We start from the raw sequence: 14,598 nt of genomic DNA on the forward strand, positions 1-14,598 counted from the left end.
TCAGCGTGGCATTGTCACAGGCCCGCTTGGCGGCGCGGGTGCCTGTCGTTAATGTCCGCCCGGTTTCAAAAGTTGCCGAAAAGCGTGGGGACGGATCATGGCGCACATCATCGACGGCAAGGCTTTCGCTGGAGCTTTGCGCGAACGCATCGCCGCCAAGGTGGCGGCTCTGGGCGCGCGTCACGGCCTGACGCCGGGCCTGGCCGTGGTGCTGGTGGGCGAGGATCCGGCCAGCCAGGTCTATGTCCGCAACAAGGGTGAGCAGACCCACGCCGCCGGCATGCATTCCGTCACCCACCGGCTGGAGGCCAGCGCCACGCAAGGTGAATTGCTGGCCGTGGTGCACGCCCTGAACGCCGACCCGGCCATCCACGGCATCCTGGTGCAACTGCCCCTGCCGGCCCATATCGACAGCGCCGCCGTGCTGGCGGCCATCGATCCGGACAAGGACGTGGACGGCTTTCACGTCGTCAATGTCGGCCGCCTGTCCGCCGGATTGCCCGGCCTGGTGCCGTGCACGCCGCTGGGTTGCCTGATGCTGTTGCGCGACCGGCTGGGCAGCCTGAAGGGCAAACACGCCGTTGTGGTCGGCCGCTCCAACATCGTGGGCAAGCCCATGGCGCAGCTGCTGCTACAGGCCGACTGCACCGTCACCGTGGCCCACAGCCGGACCGAGGATCTGCCGGCCCTGTGCCGCACCGCCGACATCCTGGTGGCCGCCGTCGGCCGGCCGGAGATGGTGCGCGGCGATTGGGTGAAGCCGGGCGCCACGGTTATCGACGTGGGCATAAACCGCGTGCCGGCCCGCGACCCGGCTGCCGCCGCCGCCGGCAAGACCCGCCTGGTGGGCGACGTGGCTTTCGATGAGGCGGCCGCCATCGCCGGCGCCATCACCCCGGTGCCGGGCGGCGTCGGCCCCATGACCATCGCCGTCCTGCTGCTGAACGCCCTGACCGCCGCCTGTCGGGCGCATGGGTTGGAAAGCGAATTGGCGGATTTCGCGTGACCATCAAGGCGCTTGACCAAGGGGTGCCGCAGGCCGAATCTTGCGAAGGTTGTTGAGAGAAGGACATGGCATATGGCGAAGAACGCGCAGACCAAGCCAACGGGCGACCGCCAGGTGTCCGGTTCCTTCCTTGAGGATGACGGCACGCGCCGCTCTTACACCGTCACCGTCCATGGCCTCGACAAGGGGGAGGCGGGACGCGTTGTCTCCTCACCCGCGCGTGGATTTACCCCGCGCACGGGGGGAATGGATCAGCTGACCATTCATCCCCGTGGCCCAAAGCGCCTTGGGGTGGGGAAGAAGCCGGCTTGAACGCTGCCTCCGATGAAGCTTCTGCTGGATACGCATGCGCTGTTCTGGGCGGTGGTCGAGCCCGAGAACCTCGCGGCCGACACGCGATCAGATCCCGCCAATCAGGTTTTCGCCACGTTGGCGTCAGCCCAGGAACTGGCAATGAAGCTTTCAGCCAACCAGTGGCCGGAGGCAAAAAGCCTGCTGCAGGATTTCGAGCGGCTGGTGGTCGATGAAGCGGGTTTCATCCTGTTGGCGCCTACAGCCGTCGATTATCTGAATATGACCCGATTGCCGACGGTCGCCGGTCACAAGGATCCCATGGACCGGTTGATCATCGCCATGGCCATCGCCCGTGGCCTGACCTTGGTCAGCAGCGACAACAACACGCCGAACTATGCGGTTGAGTGGATCACTGCGGGCCAGGGCAGTGGCACAGGTGCGCCCCGCCTTAAGGATCGCATCATCCCGGTGGAACCGTTGACCTTCATTGATGTGCCTTAAGCGGTCGCTACCCGTGCCGCCAGCGCGTCCCGCACCTGGGTGACCACGCCGTCCCAGTCGCCCGGCGCCCCTTGGTTGAACAGCCGCAGGGTGGGATACCAGGGGCTGTCGGTACGATCGCGGAACCAGCGCCAGCAACTGTCGTAGCGGTTCATCACCCAGACCGGCTTGCCCAGCGCGCCCACCAGGTGCACGACGGAGGTGTCGACGCTGATCACCAGATCCAGGTTGGCGACCAACGCGGCGGTGTCGCCGAAATCATCCACCTGGTCCATCAGGTCGGTCATGGGGAAGCCCTCGGGCGGGGCGCCGTCCTTCTGCAGGCTGTAGAACCGCACGCCGGGTACGTCCGCCAGGGTGGCCAGGTGGTGCGGCGCCATGGAGCGGCGGCGGTCGACGGCCGACAGTTCCGGCGCATGGTTGCGCGGGTTGCCGGCCCAGACCAGGCCGACGCGCAAAGGGCGGGCGCCGGCCTCCAGTTGCTCCAACCGGTCCCGCCACAAGGCGATGTCGGCGGGCTCCGCCGCCAGGTAGGACGGTGCGGCCGGAATGGTCTCCACCGTCGTGCCGAAAGCCAGCGGCAAGCTCATCATCGGGGATTGCAGGTCGAAGGGCGGCAAGGGCTGGCCATCCTCCACGATGTGCACGACACCGGGCAGGGGGCGCAGCAGGCGGGCCAGCGACGGCTGTATGGCCAGGGTGATGCGCATGCCGCGCGCCGCCACCAGCGGCACGTAGCGGCAGAACTGCAGCGTGTCGCCCAGGCCCTGTTCCGCGTGGATCAGGATGGTCTTGCCGGCCGCGTCCTCACCCCGCCATTGCGGCCGGGGGAACTGGTGGGAATAGGGCGACATCTGACGGGTGCGCCAGCGCCATTCATATTCGCGCCAGCCTTCCTCGTACTGCCCGGCGGCCAGCAGCGACATGCCCAGATTGTTGTGGGAGGCGCCGTAGTCCGGGCGCAGGGCGATGCTGGCCCGGAACTGCTTGATGGCGGATTGAAGGTCACCTTTCGCCTGAAAGACAGCGCCTAAATTATTGATTCCTTCAGGGTATTCCGGGTTCAGCGCCAGCGCCGCCTGGATGCTGGCGCGGGCCTCGTCCATGCGGCCGTCGGCATGCAGGGCCATGCCCCTGTTGTTGTGCGCCTCGGCATAGTTGGGCAGGGCGTCGATGGCCTCATCGAAGGCGGCGGCCGCCTGGGCCGCCTTGCCCTGGGACATGAGGGCCAGGCCCAGATTGTTATGGGCCTTGGGGTTTTCCGGCCGCAGGGCGATGGCGCGGGAAAAACAGCTCTCCGCCTCCGCATGGCGGCCGTTGAGGTGCAGGATGATGCCCAGGTTGTTGTGGGCGTCGGCGAAGTCCGGGTTCAGCGTCAGCGCGCGCTTATAGGCCAGCATGGCCTCCGGCGACCGCCCCAGGGCCTGCAAGGTGATGCCCAGATGGCCCACCGGCATATGGTCGTCGGGACGCAGCGCCGTCGCGCGCTCCAGATGGGGCAGGGCGTCCTCGTGCCGTTCCATGTCCTGCAAGGCCAGGCCCAGGTTGAACCGCGCCTCGGCATGATCAGGCGCCAGCGCCACCGCGCGCTCCAGCCAGGACAGCGAGTCCGCCGTCCTGCCCGTCAGGCGCTGCACCAGGCCCAGATTGTACAGCGCGTTGATGTAGTTGGGCTTGGTCACCAGCGCCTGATGGAAACAGGCCTCGGCCTCGGGCCAGCGGCGGTGCATGCGGAAGACCACGCCACGGTTATTGTGCGCCTCGGCATAATCAGGGCGCAGCGCCAGGGCGCGGTCCAGTGCCGCCAGGGCCTCATCCAGCCGATCCTGGGCTTTCAGGGCGTTGCCCAGGTTGTTGTGCGCCTCGGCAAAGGTCGGGCGCAGAGCGGCCGCGCGGGCGAAGGATTCTGCCGCCGTCGCGACATCGCCCTGGGCCTCCTGCACCGTGCCCAGATTGTTCAGCGCCTCGGGAAACTCAGGTCTCAGCGCCAGCGCCTGGCCGATCAGGTCCAGGGCCTCGGCCGGGCGCTTCTGCTGGAAGGCGACCACGCCCAGCAGGTGCAGGCTCAAGGGGTCGTGGGGCGCCAGCATCAGGACCTTGCGATACAGCACCGCCGCCACGTCCAGCCGGCCGGCCTTGTGCTGCACCAAGGCGGCGGCATACGCCTTCTCGGCCGGCGTCTGGGGCTTGGCCTTGGGCGGCACCCGGTCGGCGGCGGCGGGACGGGCGGTCATGGCTTGGTTCCAGTCGGAAATTGGATGTTCAAGGCGGTCCGGACGTTTTTAACCACACCGCCCCAATCACCGAAACGACTTTGCCGGAATTGGCGCAGGCCCGGATACCAGGGGCTGTCGTCGCGGTGGCGCAGCCAGCGCCAGCAGCTGTCGAACCGGTTCAGCAGCCAGACGGAAACCCCCATGGCGGCGGCCAGGTGGGCGACGGCGGTATCGACGCTGATCACCAAATCCAGGTTGCTGATCAGCGCCGCGGTATCGGCGAAGTCAACCACGGTGTCGATCAGGCCACCCAGGCTGGGTGGCACCACCATCTCCGACGGTTCCTTCTGCAGGCTGACGAAACGGACGCAGCTTTCGTCGAACAGGGGCATCAGGGCCGCCAGCCCCATGGAGCGGCGGCGGTCGGCCACGGCCACGTCGGGTGTGTCGGCTCGGGCGGCGCCGGCCCAGACCACGCCCACCTTGGGCCGGTTGTCGCCCGGCGCCTCCGCCGCCAGCAGCCGGCGCCAGGTTTCGCTCTCGGCCGGATCGACCGTGAGATAGCTGGGAAGGACCGGAATGCTGTCCAGCCGGGTCCCCAGCGCCAGGGGCAGGCTCATCATCGGGCAATGCAGGTCGAAGGGCGGCAGCGGCTGGCCATGGGCCACCACCCTTTCAACGTGGGGCAGCCGCTCCATCAGGCGCACCAGGGGCAGGGGCACCTCCAGCACCACCCGCAAGCCCCGTTCCGCCACCAGCGACACGTAGCGGCAGAATTGCAGGCTGTCGCCGAAGCCCTGCTCGGCATGGATCAACAGGGTGCGGCCGGCGGCCGGCTCCCCCAGCCATTGCGGCTGGGTGAAGGGGCGGCGGGCGGCGGCCAGCTGGTTGTCCTGCCAGCGCCATTCAAATTCCCGCCAGCCTTCCTCCAGCTGGCCGGCCGCCAGCAGGGTCATGCCCAGGTTCTTGTGGGCGGCGGCATAGTCGGGCCGCAGGGCCACGGCGTGGCGGTAATGGGTGATGGCCTCGACCAGCCGGCCCTGCATCTGCAACACCACGCCGGCGTTGTTCAGCGCCTCCGGATAGTCCGGCCGCAGGGCCAGCGCCCAGTCGAAGAACGACAGCGCATCGTCCAGTCGGTTCTCGATCTGCAACAGATGGCCCATGTTGTTGTGGGCCTGGGGATCGTTGGGATCGGCGGCCAGTGCCGCCTCGAAACAGTCCATGGCACGGCCCAGGTCGCCGGAATCATGGCGCAGGATTCCCAGGGCGTTGTGCGCCCGGGCGTCGTGGGGATTGAGCGCCAGCACCCGGTCATAGCGGCCGGTCGCCTCTTCCCGGCGGCCCTGCGCCTGCAACAGGATGCCCAGGTTGAAGTGGACGTCGATGGCGTCAGGCTCGCTGATCAACGCCCGTTCCAGCCGGCCGATTGCCCGCTCGATGGCCTCCGGGCTGGGCATGGCGCCTGTCGATGCGCTGGCCGTCGTATCCGCCTTGCCTGAAACCCGTTCCGGGACTGATGCCATGGTGCCGATAATCCCCGCGGGTGCCGTCCGAATGCCGCAGGGCGCCCTGCGGTATCCTTGGGCTCACCTTAATTAAACGGGCCGTGCCGGGGGAACGGTCGGTCGTGAGGTGCGGCGAAGTGTCTGAGCGTGATCGGGATAGGGGGCGATCCTTGAGGACCGCTCCCCTCCCACACCACCCGGCATGCGGGTCCGCACCGGGCGGTTCGAGGAGTTGAGGTCAAGAGAGACGGGGCATTCCCAGGGCGTCCGCCCATTGCAGGGAGAGGACGGCATTGAGGGCCATCCCGCTGTTGCGCCACCAGCGGCGGCTATTGGCCGCCACCTGATGGAGCACCTTGGGTTTGGCCCCGAGTGCTTTCAGTTCCCTGTAGATGGTCGTGCCCCGTTTCCAATGCTTGAGCTGGATGGCCCGCAGCCGATGGCGCATCCACTTGTCCAGGTCGTTCCAGACCCGGGGTGTCTGCGCCAGGCGGAAGTAGGCCTTCCATCCCAGAACATAGGAACGCAGGCGCATCACCACCTCCTGCACACTGTTCCCGCCGGAACGGCGGGTCAGCTGCCGGATGCGATGCTTGAAGGTCGCCAGCGGCTTGTCGGCAACCCGCCGCTTGATGACGCCACCGGGCGCCACCCAGAAGCCGTAGCCCAGGAACTTGCGGCCGAACACGCTGGTCACCGCGCTCTTGGTCTCGTTGACCGAGAGACGCAGTCGGCCGTAGAGCCGCCGCAACAGCGCCATCACCCGCTCACCCGCCTTCCGGCTGCGAACGTAAACGTTCGCATCGTCAGCGTAGCGCACGAAGCGATGACCCCGGCGCTCCAGTTCCCGGTCCACCTCGTCGAGCAAGACGTTGGCCAGCAGCGGCGACAGCGGGCCGCCCTGCGGCGTCCCCCTCTCCCGTGCCTGGACCACGCCCCCCACCATGATCCCGCTGTCCAGGTACGACCGGATCAGCCGGACGATGCCGGCATCCCCAATGCGCTTCCAGAGACGGTCGATCAGGATGTCGTGGTTCACCCGGTCGAAGAACTTCTCCAGGTCCACGTCAACCACAACCCGCCGGCCCGACTGGACGTACGACTGTGCCTTCAGCACCGCGTCGTGCGCCCCTCGCCCCGGACGGAAGCCGTAGCTGTACTCGCTGAAGCTCGGATCAAGGAGCGGCTGCAACACCTGCAGCAGCGCCTGCTGGATCAGGCGATCCGTCACCGTCGGGATGCCGAGTTCACGCTCGCCACCGTCCGGCTTCGGGATCGCCACCCGTCGTACCGGCCAAGGCCGGTACGTCCCCGACAACACCTGGCTCCGGATCGCGGGCCACACCGTGCGCAGATGGGCCGCCGTCTGGTCAATGTCCAGACCGTCAACCCCCGCCGCGCCCTTGTTGGACCGCACCCGTCGCCAAGCCCGTTGCAGGTTCTCTCGCGTCAGGGCCGCCAGCAGCAGCCCTGACCCCGTGTTTTCCATTTCCGGGCGCGGGCGCAAGGCTTCGTCGCTGCCGGGCCCGGGCAAGGCTTCACCTCGCCCCCCTCCCGACCGCCCCGCTTGCGCGGACATCTGACGCTCTGCCTTCCGCATCGCCACGGTGGATCAACACTCCTCCTCGTTCGGTCCTTCGGCACCAGTTGAACCGGCCCCTACTATGACCTCTGCTGACTTCCCGCTCCGGCTCGACACCGTCACCCTTTCAGGCATAAGGCGGGATCTCCCCAGGTAAGAGCGCGCTCCTTCACCACACAACCGCCGGATCTACGGCGCCGACCCTTGATCACGAGAGCTTCGCGGTTCATGGCCCGCTCGCCCTGCTCGGCACCGCCTTCTATCCGGTTCTTGTTCATCGGCTCGTGGTTTCGCTCCACGCTTCCTCCCCACGATCAGTCGCCCTCTCGCAGTTGCGTTTCGCTTCGTTCACCGTGATCAGCTTACGGAGGGACTTCCACCCTCAAGAACGCGCCCATGCTGGGCGCACCATGAAAAAGGGCGGGCCGCTGCCGGTGCCCGCCCATTCTTCTTCAATCGCGCGTGTCCGCCTTCAGTGCGGCTTGGCCGGGGCCGTCGTCGCGGGCGCCGGCTGGGTCGCGGCGGGCTTGGCCGGGGGCTGCTGCGGGTCGGTGGGGTGGGGCAGCGTGGTCAGCGGCTGTTTCAGCACGGCGTCGGACCCGGCCACCGCCACGGTGGCGGTGCGGCCGGGGATCAGGCGCAGGTCGGCCGGCGGGTTGTCCAGCACCACGCGCACGGGGATGCGCTGGGCCAGGCGCACCCAGCTGAAGGTCGGGTTCACGTTGGCCAGCAGGTTATGGCCTTCCGACCGTTCGCGGTCCTCGATGGCGGCGGCGATGCTTTGCACATGGCCGTTGAAGGCGCGCGGATCACCCATCAGGCGGACGGTCACCTTGTCGCCCACATGGATGCGGCCCAGCTTGGTTTCCTCAAAATAGCCCTGCACGTGCAGACTGTCGCTGTCCACCAGGGCCGTCACCGGCTTGCCGGCGGAAACGTAATCGCCCGGCCGCAGGTCGAAGTTGGTGATGTAGCCGTTGACGGTGGCCACCACTTCCGTCCGGTCCAGGTTCAGCTTGGCGACGTTGCGGTCGGCCACGGCCTGCATGTAGACGGCCTCCATCTGCTTGGCGACAGCGGTCACCTGTTCCTGCTTCTCCCGCGACACGGCGGAACTGCTTAGCGACTGGTAGCGGTTCCGCTCCAGCACGGCCTCATCCAGGTTGGCCTTCTTGGCGGCCACGTTGGCGTCGGCCTGCTGCAGCGCCAGGGTGAAGCGAACACGGTCGATGCGGAACAGCACCTGGCCCTTGGTCACCGTCTCGTTGTCATGGACCAGCACCTCGTCCACCAGGCCGGACACGTCGGGTGTGACGCCCAGGATGTCGGCGCGGACGCGACCGTCGCGGGTCCACGGCTCATCCATGTAGTAAATCCAGAAACGCCAGCCCACCAGGGCGGCGATGGCGACCACGACCAGGGTGACGACCAGGCGGGTGAGGGCGGTGAGAAGGCTGCGCATAGCGGCGGGGTCCGGATGAAAAAGGGCTCAGGAGAGCGAGGTGTAGTGATTGAAGACGGCAGCCACGCCGCCGAAGATGATGACATACAGCGCCAGGTCGAACAGCGGCCGGTGCCACACCAGGCGATAGGCGCCCACCAGGCGCAGGACCCAGCGCACGCCGATCGACACGATGAAGGCGATGAAGCCCCACGCCAGCAGGGGCGAGATGAAGACGCCGTGGATGTCCAGTTCGCCGATCATGCGGCCAGGCTTTCCGGGTTGGGAGGTTGAGGGGCGGGTGGCGCGGCCGGCGTCGGCGGGGTCAGTTGGGGCACGCCGTCCGACAGGGCGCGGCGGATGCCGGCCAGCGCCATCAGGGCCTGGCGCGGGCGCCGGTCGCTCATCGGCATCAGGGTGCCGATGGCGGCGTCGATGCGGGCCAGCAGGGCGGGCGACGGATCGCGTTGCGCGCCGGCGCGGCAGACCTTGCGGTAGTGGGCCGCCAGCTCCGTCAGGGCGCCGTCGACCGCCTTGCGGGCCTCGGCCGGCAGGGTGTTTTCCACGCCGCGCAGTTCCATGATGTTCATGCCGGTGCGGATGTCGGCCAGGGCGTCGGTGGCCGCCACCTCCGATCCGTTGGGCAATGCGGCCATGCGGGGGACCAGCAGGCCCATGCGGTCCAGCAGCTTGCCGGCCAGAAGGGAGCGCAAGCCACCCTCGGGGGCGGGCACGCGCGGATCCGCCATGGTGCGGATGTCGGCCCAGCAGGCGCGCAGGATGCGCCGGGCGCCCCATTCGGCCCCCACGGCGCGCACCACGGCGGTCATCATTGCGGCGAAGGTCATGCCCAGCACCAGGGCCATGGCACCGTTGAGATATCCCGCAAAGTCGGCGTTGTAGGTGTTGGTCAGGCCAGCCAGCGTCGGCATGGTGGCGCCCACCGCCAAGCCGCGCCCGGCCAGCGCCGGGTTGGCGATGATGCGCGCGATCAGCACGAACAAGGGGGCCAGCGCCAGGGCCAGCATGAAGAAGCCGTCCAGGTGCGGCATGATCAGGAACATGTAGATGCCGGCCAGCAAGGCCGCCACGCCGCTGTATGTGGCGAAATCCACGATGGCGGGCACGGGGTTGTCCTGGGCCGCGAAGAAGCAGCAGGCCACCGCCGCCATCTGCACCGCCGTGGCGCCCTCCGGCCATTCGGTGCCGATCCAGATGGCGGACCCCAGCAGGATGGTGAGGGCGACACCCAGGCCGGACCAGACAGCCATGCCCAGGTCGCGGTGCATCGCCACCTCCGCCCCCGCCCGGCCGCCGCGCCGGCGCCGCACCTTGGGGCCGTGGCCACCGCTGCGGATATAGGCGCGCAGGTCGCGGCAGTCCTGGATGGAATCCATCAGGTCCTTCAGCCGCGACAGCAGGTTCAGGGTCAGCACACCCTGCCAGTCGGCCGGGGTGGTCCGCAGGGCCGCGACGCGGGCGCGCAGGGCAGCGGTCTGCTCCACCGGGGCGTTCACGTTCTCCGCCCAGCCGGCGGCGTCGGCCAGCAGCGCCTCCAGTTCCGGGGACAGGTCGCCGTCGGCCTTCAGCGCCCGCACGCGATCGCCCAGGCCGGACAGGATGGGCAGCAGCATGACCAGCTTCTGGCGCAGCTGCCGCACCTCCTGGCTCATGCCATGCAGGTGTGAGGTGTCGTAGTCCAGGTGGGTGGCCATCATCTGCAACTCGACCGCGTCGGCAGCCAGCCGGCGGCGTTCGATGCGGATCATGTCCGTCTCTTCCCGGCCTTCCAGCGCCTCGCGCGTCCAGCGGCCGACATGGGCCAGGAAGGCATCGACGCGGCCGGTGACCACCGGGCCGATGCCGCGGGGGAAGACGACGCTGCCGATGACGGTGGCGCACAGGATGCCGACGGTGATCTCTTCCACCCGGGCCAGGGCGGCGTCGAACACCGTGCCGGGATCGGTGACGGTGGGAAAGCCGATCAGCGCGGTGCTGTAGGCGGCCAGCATGAAGACGTAGCTGCGCGGCGTGCGGTCCAGCAGGGCGAACACCAGGCAGGTCATGGTCCACAGCGCCATGGCCACGCACAGCAATGGTGGGCTGTTCACGAAATTGGGCACGATGGCGACGGTGGCCACCGCACCGATGAATGTTCCCAGCACGCGGAAGGCGCTCTTGGACCGCATGGCGCCGGCCAGCGGCTGCGACACGATGAAGACCGTGCCCGCTGCCCAATAGGGCCGCGGCAGCTCAATGGAAAAGCCGATGTACAGCGCGGCCAGGGCGGCGGCGGCCGTCTTGGCGGCGAACACCCAGTTGCCGGTGCCCTTCCAGACATCGTTCCAGAAATCGCGCAAGGTGCGGAGCGTTAGGCCGGCCGCGGGTTCGGTGGCCGCTTCGGTGGTGGCGGTCACGAGGCGCCCCCCGCCGCTTCCGCCTCGGCCGTCAGCGCGCTGGGCCCACGCGCACCCAGCGCCCGTTCCACGGCGGCGAAGACCCGCAGCGCCGTTTCCAAGTCATCCTGGCTGACATCGGCCAGCAGACGCCGACGCATGTCATCCAGCGCGTCATCCAGGCGACCCGCCAGGGCGCGGCCCTTGGGCGTCAGGTGCAGGGTCTTCACCCGTCGGTCCCGGGCATCGGTGTGCCGTTCCACCAGATCGTCCTTTTCCAGCATGTCCACCAGGCGCACCAACGACGGCCCCTCCACCCCCACATGGTCGGCCAGGACGCCCTGGCGCATGCCGTCGCCCAGGCGGGCAAGGATGATCAGGGGCAGGGCCGTCGCCTCGGACTGCGCGTAGTTTTTCATCACGATGTCCGCCTCGCGCCGCCAATAGCGGCCAAGATAGCAGAGCGTGATGCCGAAGGCGCGGTGCCGGGGGCCGATGGGGGGAAGGGGTGGCGTTTGTTCCATGTCGATAAGATTAGCGTCCTATCGATTAGTGTTCAAATGTGTGCATATGGGGCCAGCAATGCAGGGATGGCAGGAACAGGACGGAGCGGTGGGCGGCATCAAGGAACAACGGTTATGCTACCACCCGTGATTGAGGTCCGGCCAGAGGGGCCGAACGAGGGCGGGGCGAGCATTGGTATATGGTCGGATGCCGCCGCTCAGCGCATCCGGACGGGATCGTTGCCTGTTCCCGCCTGGGTGGTCGCCAGGGACAGCGCCACCTTTTCCAGCCGCTCCGCGTTCAGGAAACGATGGGCCCGGGCGGCGATGCCGACATGGTGGGCGGCGGCCCGGCGCAGGCGATAGCTGGGGGCCGTGCGCGCCACGACCGCCAGCCCATCCAGGCCCCGCACCACCAGGTTCAGGAAGGTGTCGTGCCGGGCAAGGCGGGCCAACTGCCAGTACAGCAGGGTCGTGCGCTCAAGGCGGGTCATCGGCCGCTCCCTGGAAGAAGGGCTTGGGGGAAGGAAGGCTGATTGGATGGCGCGGACAAGACGTGCCGCTACCCGCAAAGGTGCCCACGGGGGCTTTGCCGGTCAACCGGAAAGTTGCCTGTCTGGCAACATTTCTCGTTATTGAGACGATCAGAGACGCCGGCCCAGCCAGACGACGCGGCCCATGATGTCGATGTCGGCGGCGGCGCGCTGATGGTCCTTATAGCGGGGGTTGCCGAAACGAATCTCGACCATCGGCGGGTTGCTGCCCGCGATCATTTCCAGCCGCCTGATTGCGACACCCTCACCGTCCCACAGGGCGAAGATGCCGTCGGACGAGGGGGCATTGTCGGCGAGGTCGATCATCACCCGGTCACCGGGCAGCAAGGTGGGTTCCATGCCGTCGCCCACCACCTCGATCAGGCGTACGGTATCGGGCCGGACCTGCAATTCGGCACGCAGGAAATGGCTGGGGAAGCCCCACACCGCGTCCGGTCCATCCTCGCGCAAGCTGCTGGCGCCGAAGGGGGCTGCGGCGCTGTCGGCCAGCATGCCGCCGCCGTGCCGGGCACGATGGATATTGATCTCCGCCACCGGTTCCGGTGCTTCCTGTCCCCAAGCGGTTGCAGCGGGGGTACGACCTTCCTCCATGCCCAGCAGTTCGGCGACGCCGCAGCCCAGGCTGGCGGCGATGCGGACCATGCGCTGCTGGCTGAGGCGCGTGCGCCCGCTTTCCAGCTTGGAGATCACGGTCTTGTCGGTGCCGATCTGCATGCCCAGTTCCTCCTGGGTCATGCCTCGGGCTTCGCGCAGTTCTCGGATACGGTTGGGCAGGCGGTCATTCATGCATCCCAAGTTGCCACGTGGGCTACCGGCCGTCAGTTGCGATACCGGCAACATGAAAAAAGGCGCTACCCCAAGGGCTTAGGCATCGGGCTTAATGCCAGTGGCCGCACTTCGACGTGTGGCCGATGCCGGGGTTGAACATGTTCTGGGGATCCAGCGCCCGATAATGGTCCGTCAGGGCGGGCTTGGCGTTGTAGAGGTGGCCGACATTGTGTTCGGCCGGATATTCCGCGCCGCGCTGGTCCAGCAGCGCCCACATGCCGTGTTCGATCGCCACCGGGTCATGCCCCTTGGCGATGATGTAGTCCTGGTGGAAGACGTGGCAGAAGAAGTGCCCGTAATAAAGCTTGTGCAGGATGGGGGCTTCCAACGCCGCCGGCAGGGTTTCAAACCAATCCTGGTCGTTGCGGCGCAAGGCGATGTCCAGGGCCACGATGTCCTCCACCTCGCGCGGATGGACGGCGCGGTAGCGGATGGCCGCACCCGCCGCGGCGAAGCGGTGCAGGAAGGCGCGCTGTCCCTCATCATCCGTGCATTCGAAGAAACCGCCGGCGGCCGACGGGAACAGGGACGAGAGATAGGCCCGGGTGGCCTCGATGCTGTCCCCCACGACCTTCAGCATCAGGTGATGTTCGTACCTGTCACGGAATTCCGTCATGCGCCGGGGCAGATGGTGGGGGAAAAGCTTGGCCACGAATTGCAGGACACGGTCGGTGAAGCCGGTGGGGAACAGCCCGGAGGCGTCCAGCCGGCCCTTCACCGAAAACAGCTTGGGCATCACCTCCGTGCCCAAATGGCGGATGGCCAGGAAGGTATCCTTGCCGTATTCGGCGGCGATGTCATAGGCCACCCGGTGCATGTATTCGCCCTGAAGCGGCAGGTCGGGGAAGGTGCCCAGGATATGACGGCGGATCGCCGTCAGTTCGGCCGCGTCGTTGGTGCCGATATAGAAGACCTTGGTGGTCTGGTTCTTGGGGAAGGTGTCCAGACGGACGGCGAACACCATGACCTTGCCGGCACTGCCGGCGGACTCGTGCAAGCGACGGGGATCGGCGTTGAAACGGCCGGGCGTGGCGGCCTCGATATCGCGGACATGGGCGGCGTATTCATGGTCCGACGCCACGCGGTCGCCGGCATAGTCGATATCGCCTTCGGTGAAGTCGTCCCGGTCCAGGCGGCCCAGGATCGCTTCCGCATCATCGCCCAGCCGGATGCCCAGATGGTTGACCAATTGCACCGCGCCCTCTTCATCGACGCGGGCAAACAGGGTCATCTCGGTATAGGCGGGGCCGCGATGGATCAGGGCGCCGCCCGAATTGTTGCAGACGCCGCCGAACACCGACGCGCCGATGCAGGAGGAGCCGATCACCGAATGGGGGTCGCGTCCCAGGGGCGCCAGCGTCTTTTCCAACTGGTAAAGGGTGGCGCCGGGCAGGCACACCACCTGGCGGCCCTCGCCGATCACCCGCACCTTGGCGATGCGCAGGGTGCTGATGATGACGATGTCGCGGTCATAATCAGTGCCGTCGGGGGTGGAGCCGCCGGTCAGGCCGGTGTTGGCGGCCTGCATGATGATGATCTTTCCGGCCGCGACACAGGCCTGCAGCACGCGCCATTGCTCAACCAGGGTGCCCGGCCGGACCACCGCCAGCACCGGGCCGCCACCAAAGCGGAAACCGGTTCGGTAGCGCTGGGTGCTGCCCGGGGAGGTCAGCACATGCGCGGCCCCGACGATGGACTGAAGGGCGGAAATGAGGGCGGCGTTATCGGAAGCGGACATCTTCAGGCTCGCGCTTATGCGACCAAGGACG

At 67.6% G+C, this 14,598-nt stretch carries 13 protein-coding genes; 3 read left to right on the forward strand and 10 right to left on the reverse strand.

The window, feature by feature from the left end; all coding sequences use genetic code 11:
• Positions 1-97: 97 nt before the first annotated feature.
• The 3 genes from folD (at position 98) to PW843_29615 (ending at position 1,801) form a co-directional block, all read left to right on the forward strand.
• Positions 98-1,006 (forward strand): bifunctional methylenetetrahydrofolate dehydrogenase/methenyltetrahydrofolate cyclohydrolase FolD, encoded by a 909-nt coding sequence (gene folD / locus PW843_29605; GenBank protein MDE1150725.1) that lies wholly within the window; start codon positions 98-100, stop codon positions 1,004-1,006.
• A 72-nt stretch (positions 1,007-1,078) separates the two neighbouring features.
• Positions 1,079-1,318 carry a hypothetical protein gene (locus tag PW843_29610; protein ID MDE1150726.1) on the forward strand — a complete coding sequence of 80 codons (240 nt, stop codon included), beginning with the start codon at positions 1,079-1,081 and terminating at the stop codon, positions 1,316-1,318.
• Between the two features lie 12 nt (positions 1,319-1,330).
• A complete protein-coding gene (locus PW843_29615) occupies positions 1,331-1,801 on the forward strand; it encodes a type II toxin-antitoxin system VapC family toxin (GenBank protein MDE1150727.1) in 471 nt (156 codons plus the stop codon).
• On the opposite strand, the gene PW843_29620 is transcribed toward PW843_29615, so the two are convergent.
• The 10 genes from PW843_29620 to dld form a co-directional block, all read right to left on the reverse strand.
• Positions 1,798-4,035 carry a tetratricopeptide repeat protein gene (locus tag PW843_29620; protein MDE1150728.1) on the reverse strand — a complete coding sequence of 746 codons (2,238 nt, stop codon included), beginning with the start codon at positions 4,033-4,035 and terminating at the stop codon, positions 1,798-1,800. The genes PW843_29615 and PW843_29620 overlap by 4 nt on opposite strands.
• Positions 4,032-5,543: a tetratricopeptide repeat-containing glycosyltransferase family protein gene (locus tag PW843_29625; GenBank protein MDE1150729.1), complete on the reverse strand. Its 1,512-nt coding sequence runs from the start codon at positions 5,541-5,543 to the stop codon at positions 4,032-4,034. Before PW843_29625 ends, PW843_29620 begins: the two co-directional genes overlap by 4 nt.
• 220 nt (positions 5,544-5,763) lie before the next feature.
• Positions 5,764-7,014, reverse strand: coding sequence for a group II intron reverse transcriptase/maturase (gene ltrA, locus PW843_29630; GenBank protein ID MDE1150730.1), 1,251 nt, complete (start codon positions 7,012-7,014; stop codon positions 5,764-5,766).
• A 565-nt stretch (positions 7,015-7,579) separates the two neighbouring features.
• A complete protein-coding gene (locus PW843_29635; protein MDE1150731.1) occupies positions 7,580-8,569 on the reverse strand; it encodes an HlyD family secretion protein in 990 nt (329 codons plus the stop codon).
• A gap of 27 nt (positions 8,570-8,596) precedes the next feature.
• Positions 8,597-8,812 (reverse strand): DUF1656 domain-containing protein, encoded by a 216-nt coding sequence (locus tag PW843_29640; GenBank protein MDE1150732.1) that lies wholly within the window; start codon positions 8,810-8,812, stop codon positions 8,597-8,599.
• Entirely contained in the window at positions 8,809-10,965 is a 2,157-nt protein-coding gene (locus PW843_29645) for an FUSC family protein (GenBank protein ID MDE1150733.1), read from the reverse strand. Before PW843_29645 ends, PW843_29640 begins: the two co-directional genes overlap by 4 nt.
• Positions 10,962-11,468 (reverse strand): MarR family transcriptional regulator, encoded by a 507-nt coding sequence (locus tag PW843_29650; protein MDE1150734.1) that lies wholly within the window; start codon positions 11,466-11,468, stop codon positions 10,962-10,964. The genes PW843_29645 and PW843_29650 overlap by 4 nt, the downstream gene beginning before the upstream one ends.
• 197 nt (positions 11,469-11,665) lie before the next feature.
• A complete protein-coding gene (locus PW843_29655; protein MDE1150735.1) occupies positions 11,666-11,941 on the reverse strand; it encodes a hypothetical protein in 276 nt (91 codons plus the stop codon).
• 150 nt (positions 11,942-12,091) lie between these two features.
• Complete coding sequence (locus tag PW843_29660) at positions 12,092-12,787, reverse strand: helix-turn-helix domain-containing protein (protein MDE1150736.1); 696 nt, start codon at positions 12,785-12,787, stop codon at positions 12,092-12,094.
• A gap of 91 nt (positions 12,788-12,878) precedes the next feature.
• Positions 12,879-14,567 (reverse strand): D-lactate dehydrogenase, encoded by a 1,689-nt coding sequence (dld, locus tag PW843_29665; GenBank protein ID MDE1150737.1) that lies wholly within the window; start codon positions 14,565-14,567, stop codon positions 12,879-12,881.
• Between the last annotated feature and the right edge of the window lie 31 nt (positions 14,568-14,598).

The organism is Azospirillaceae bacterium, assembly GCA_028283825.1.
GTDB lineage: Bacteria > Pseudomonadota > Alphaproteobacteria > Azospirillales > Azospirillaceae > Nitrospirillum.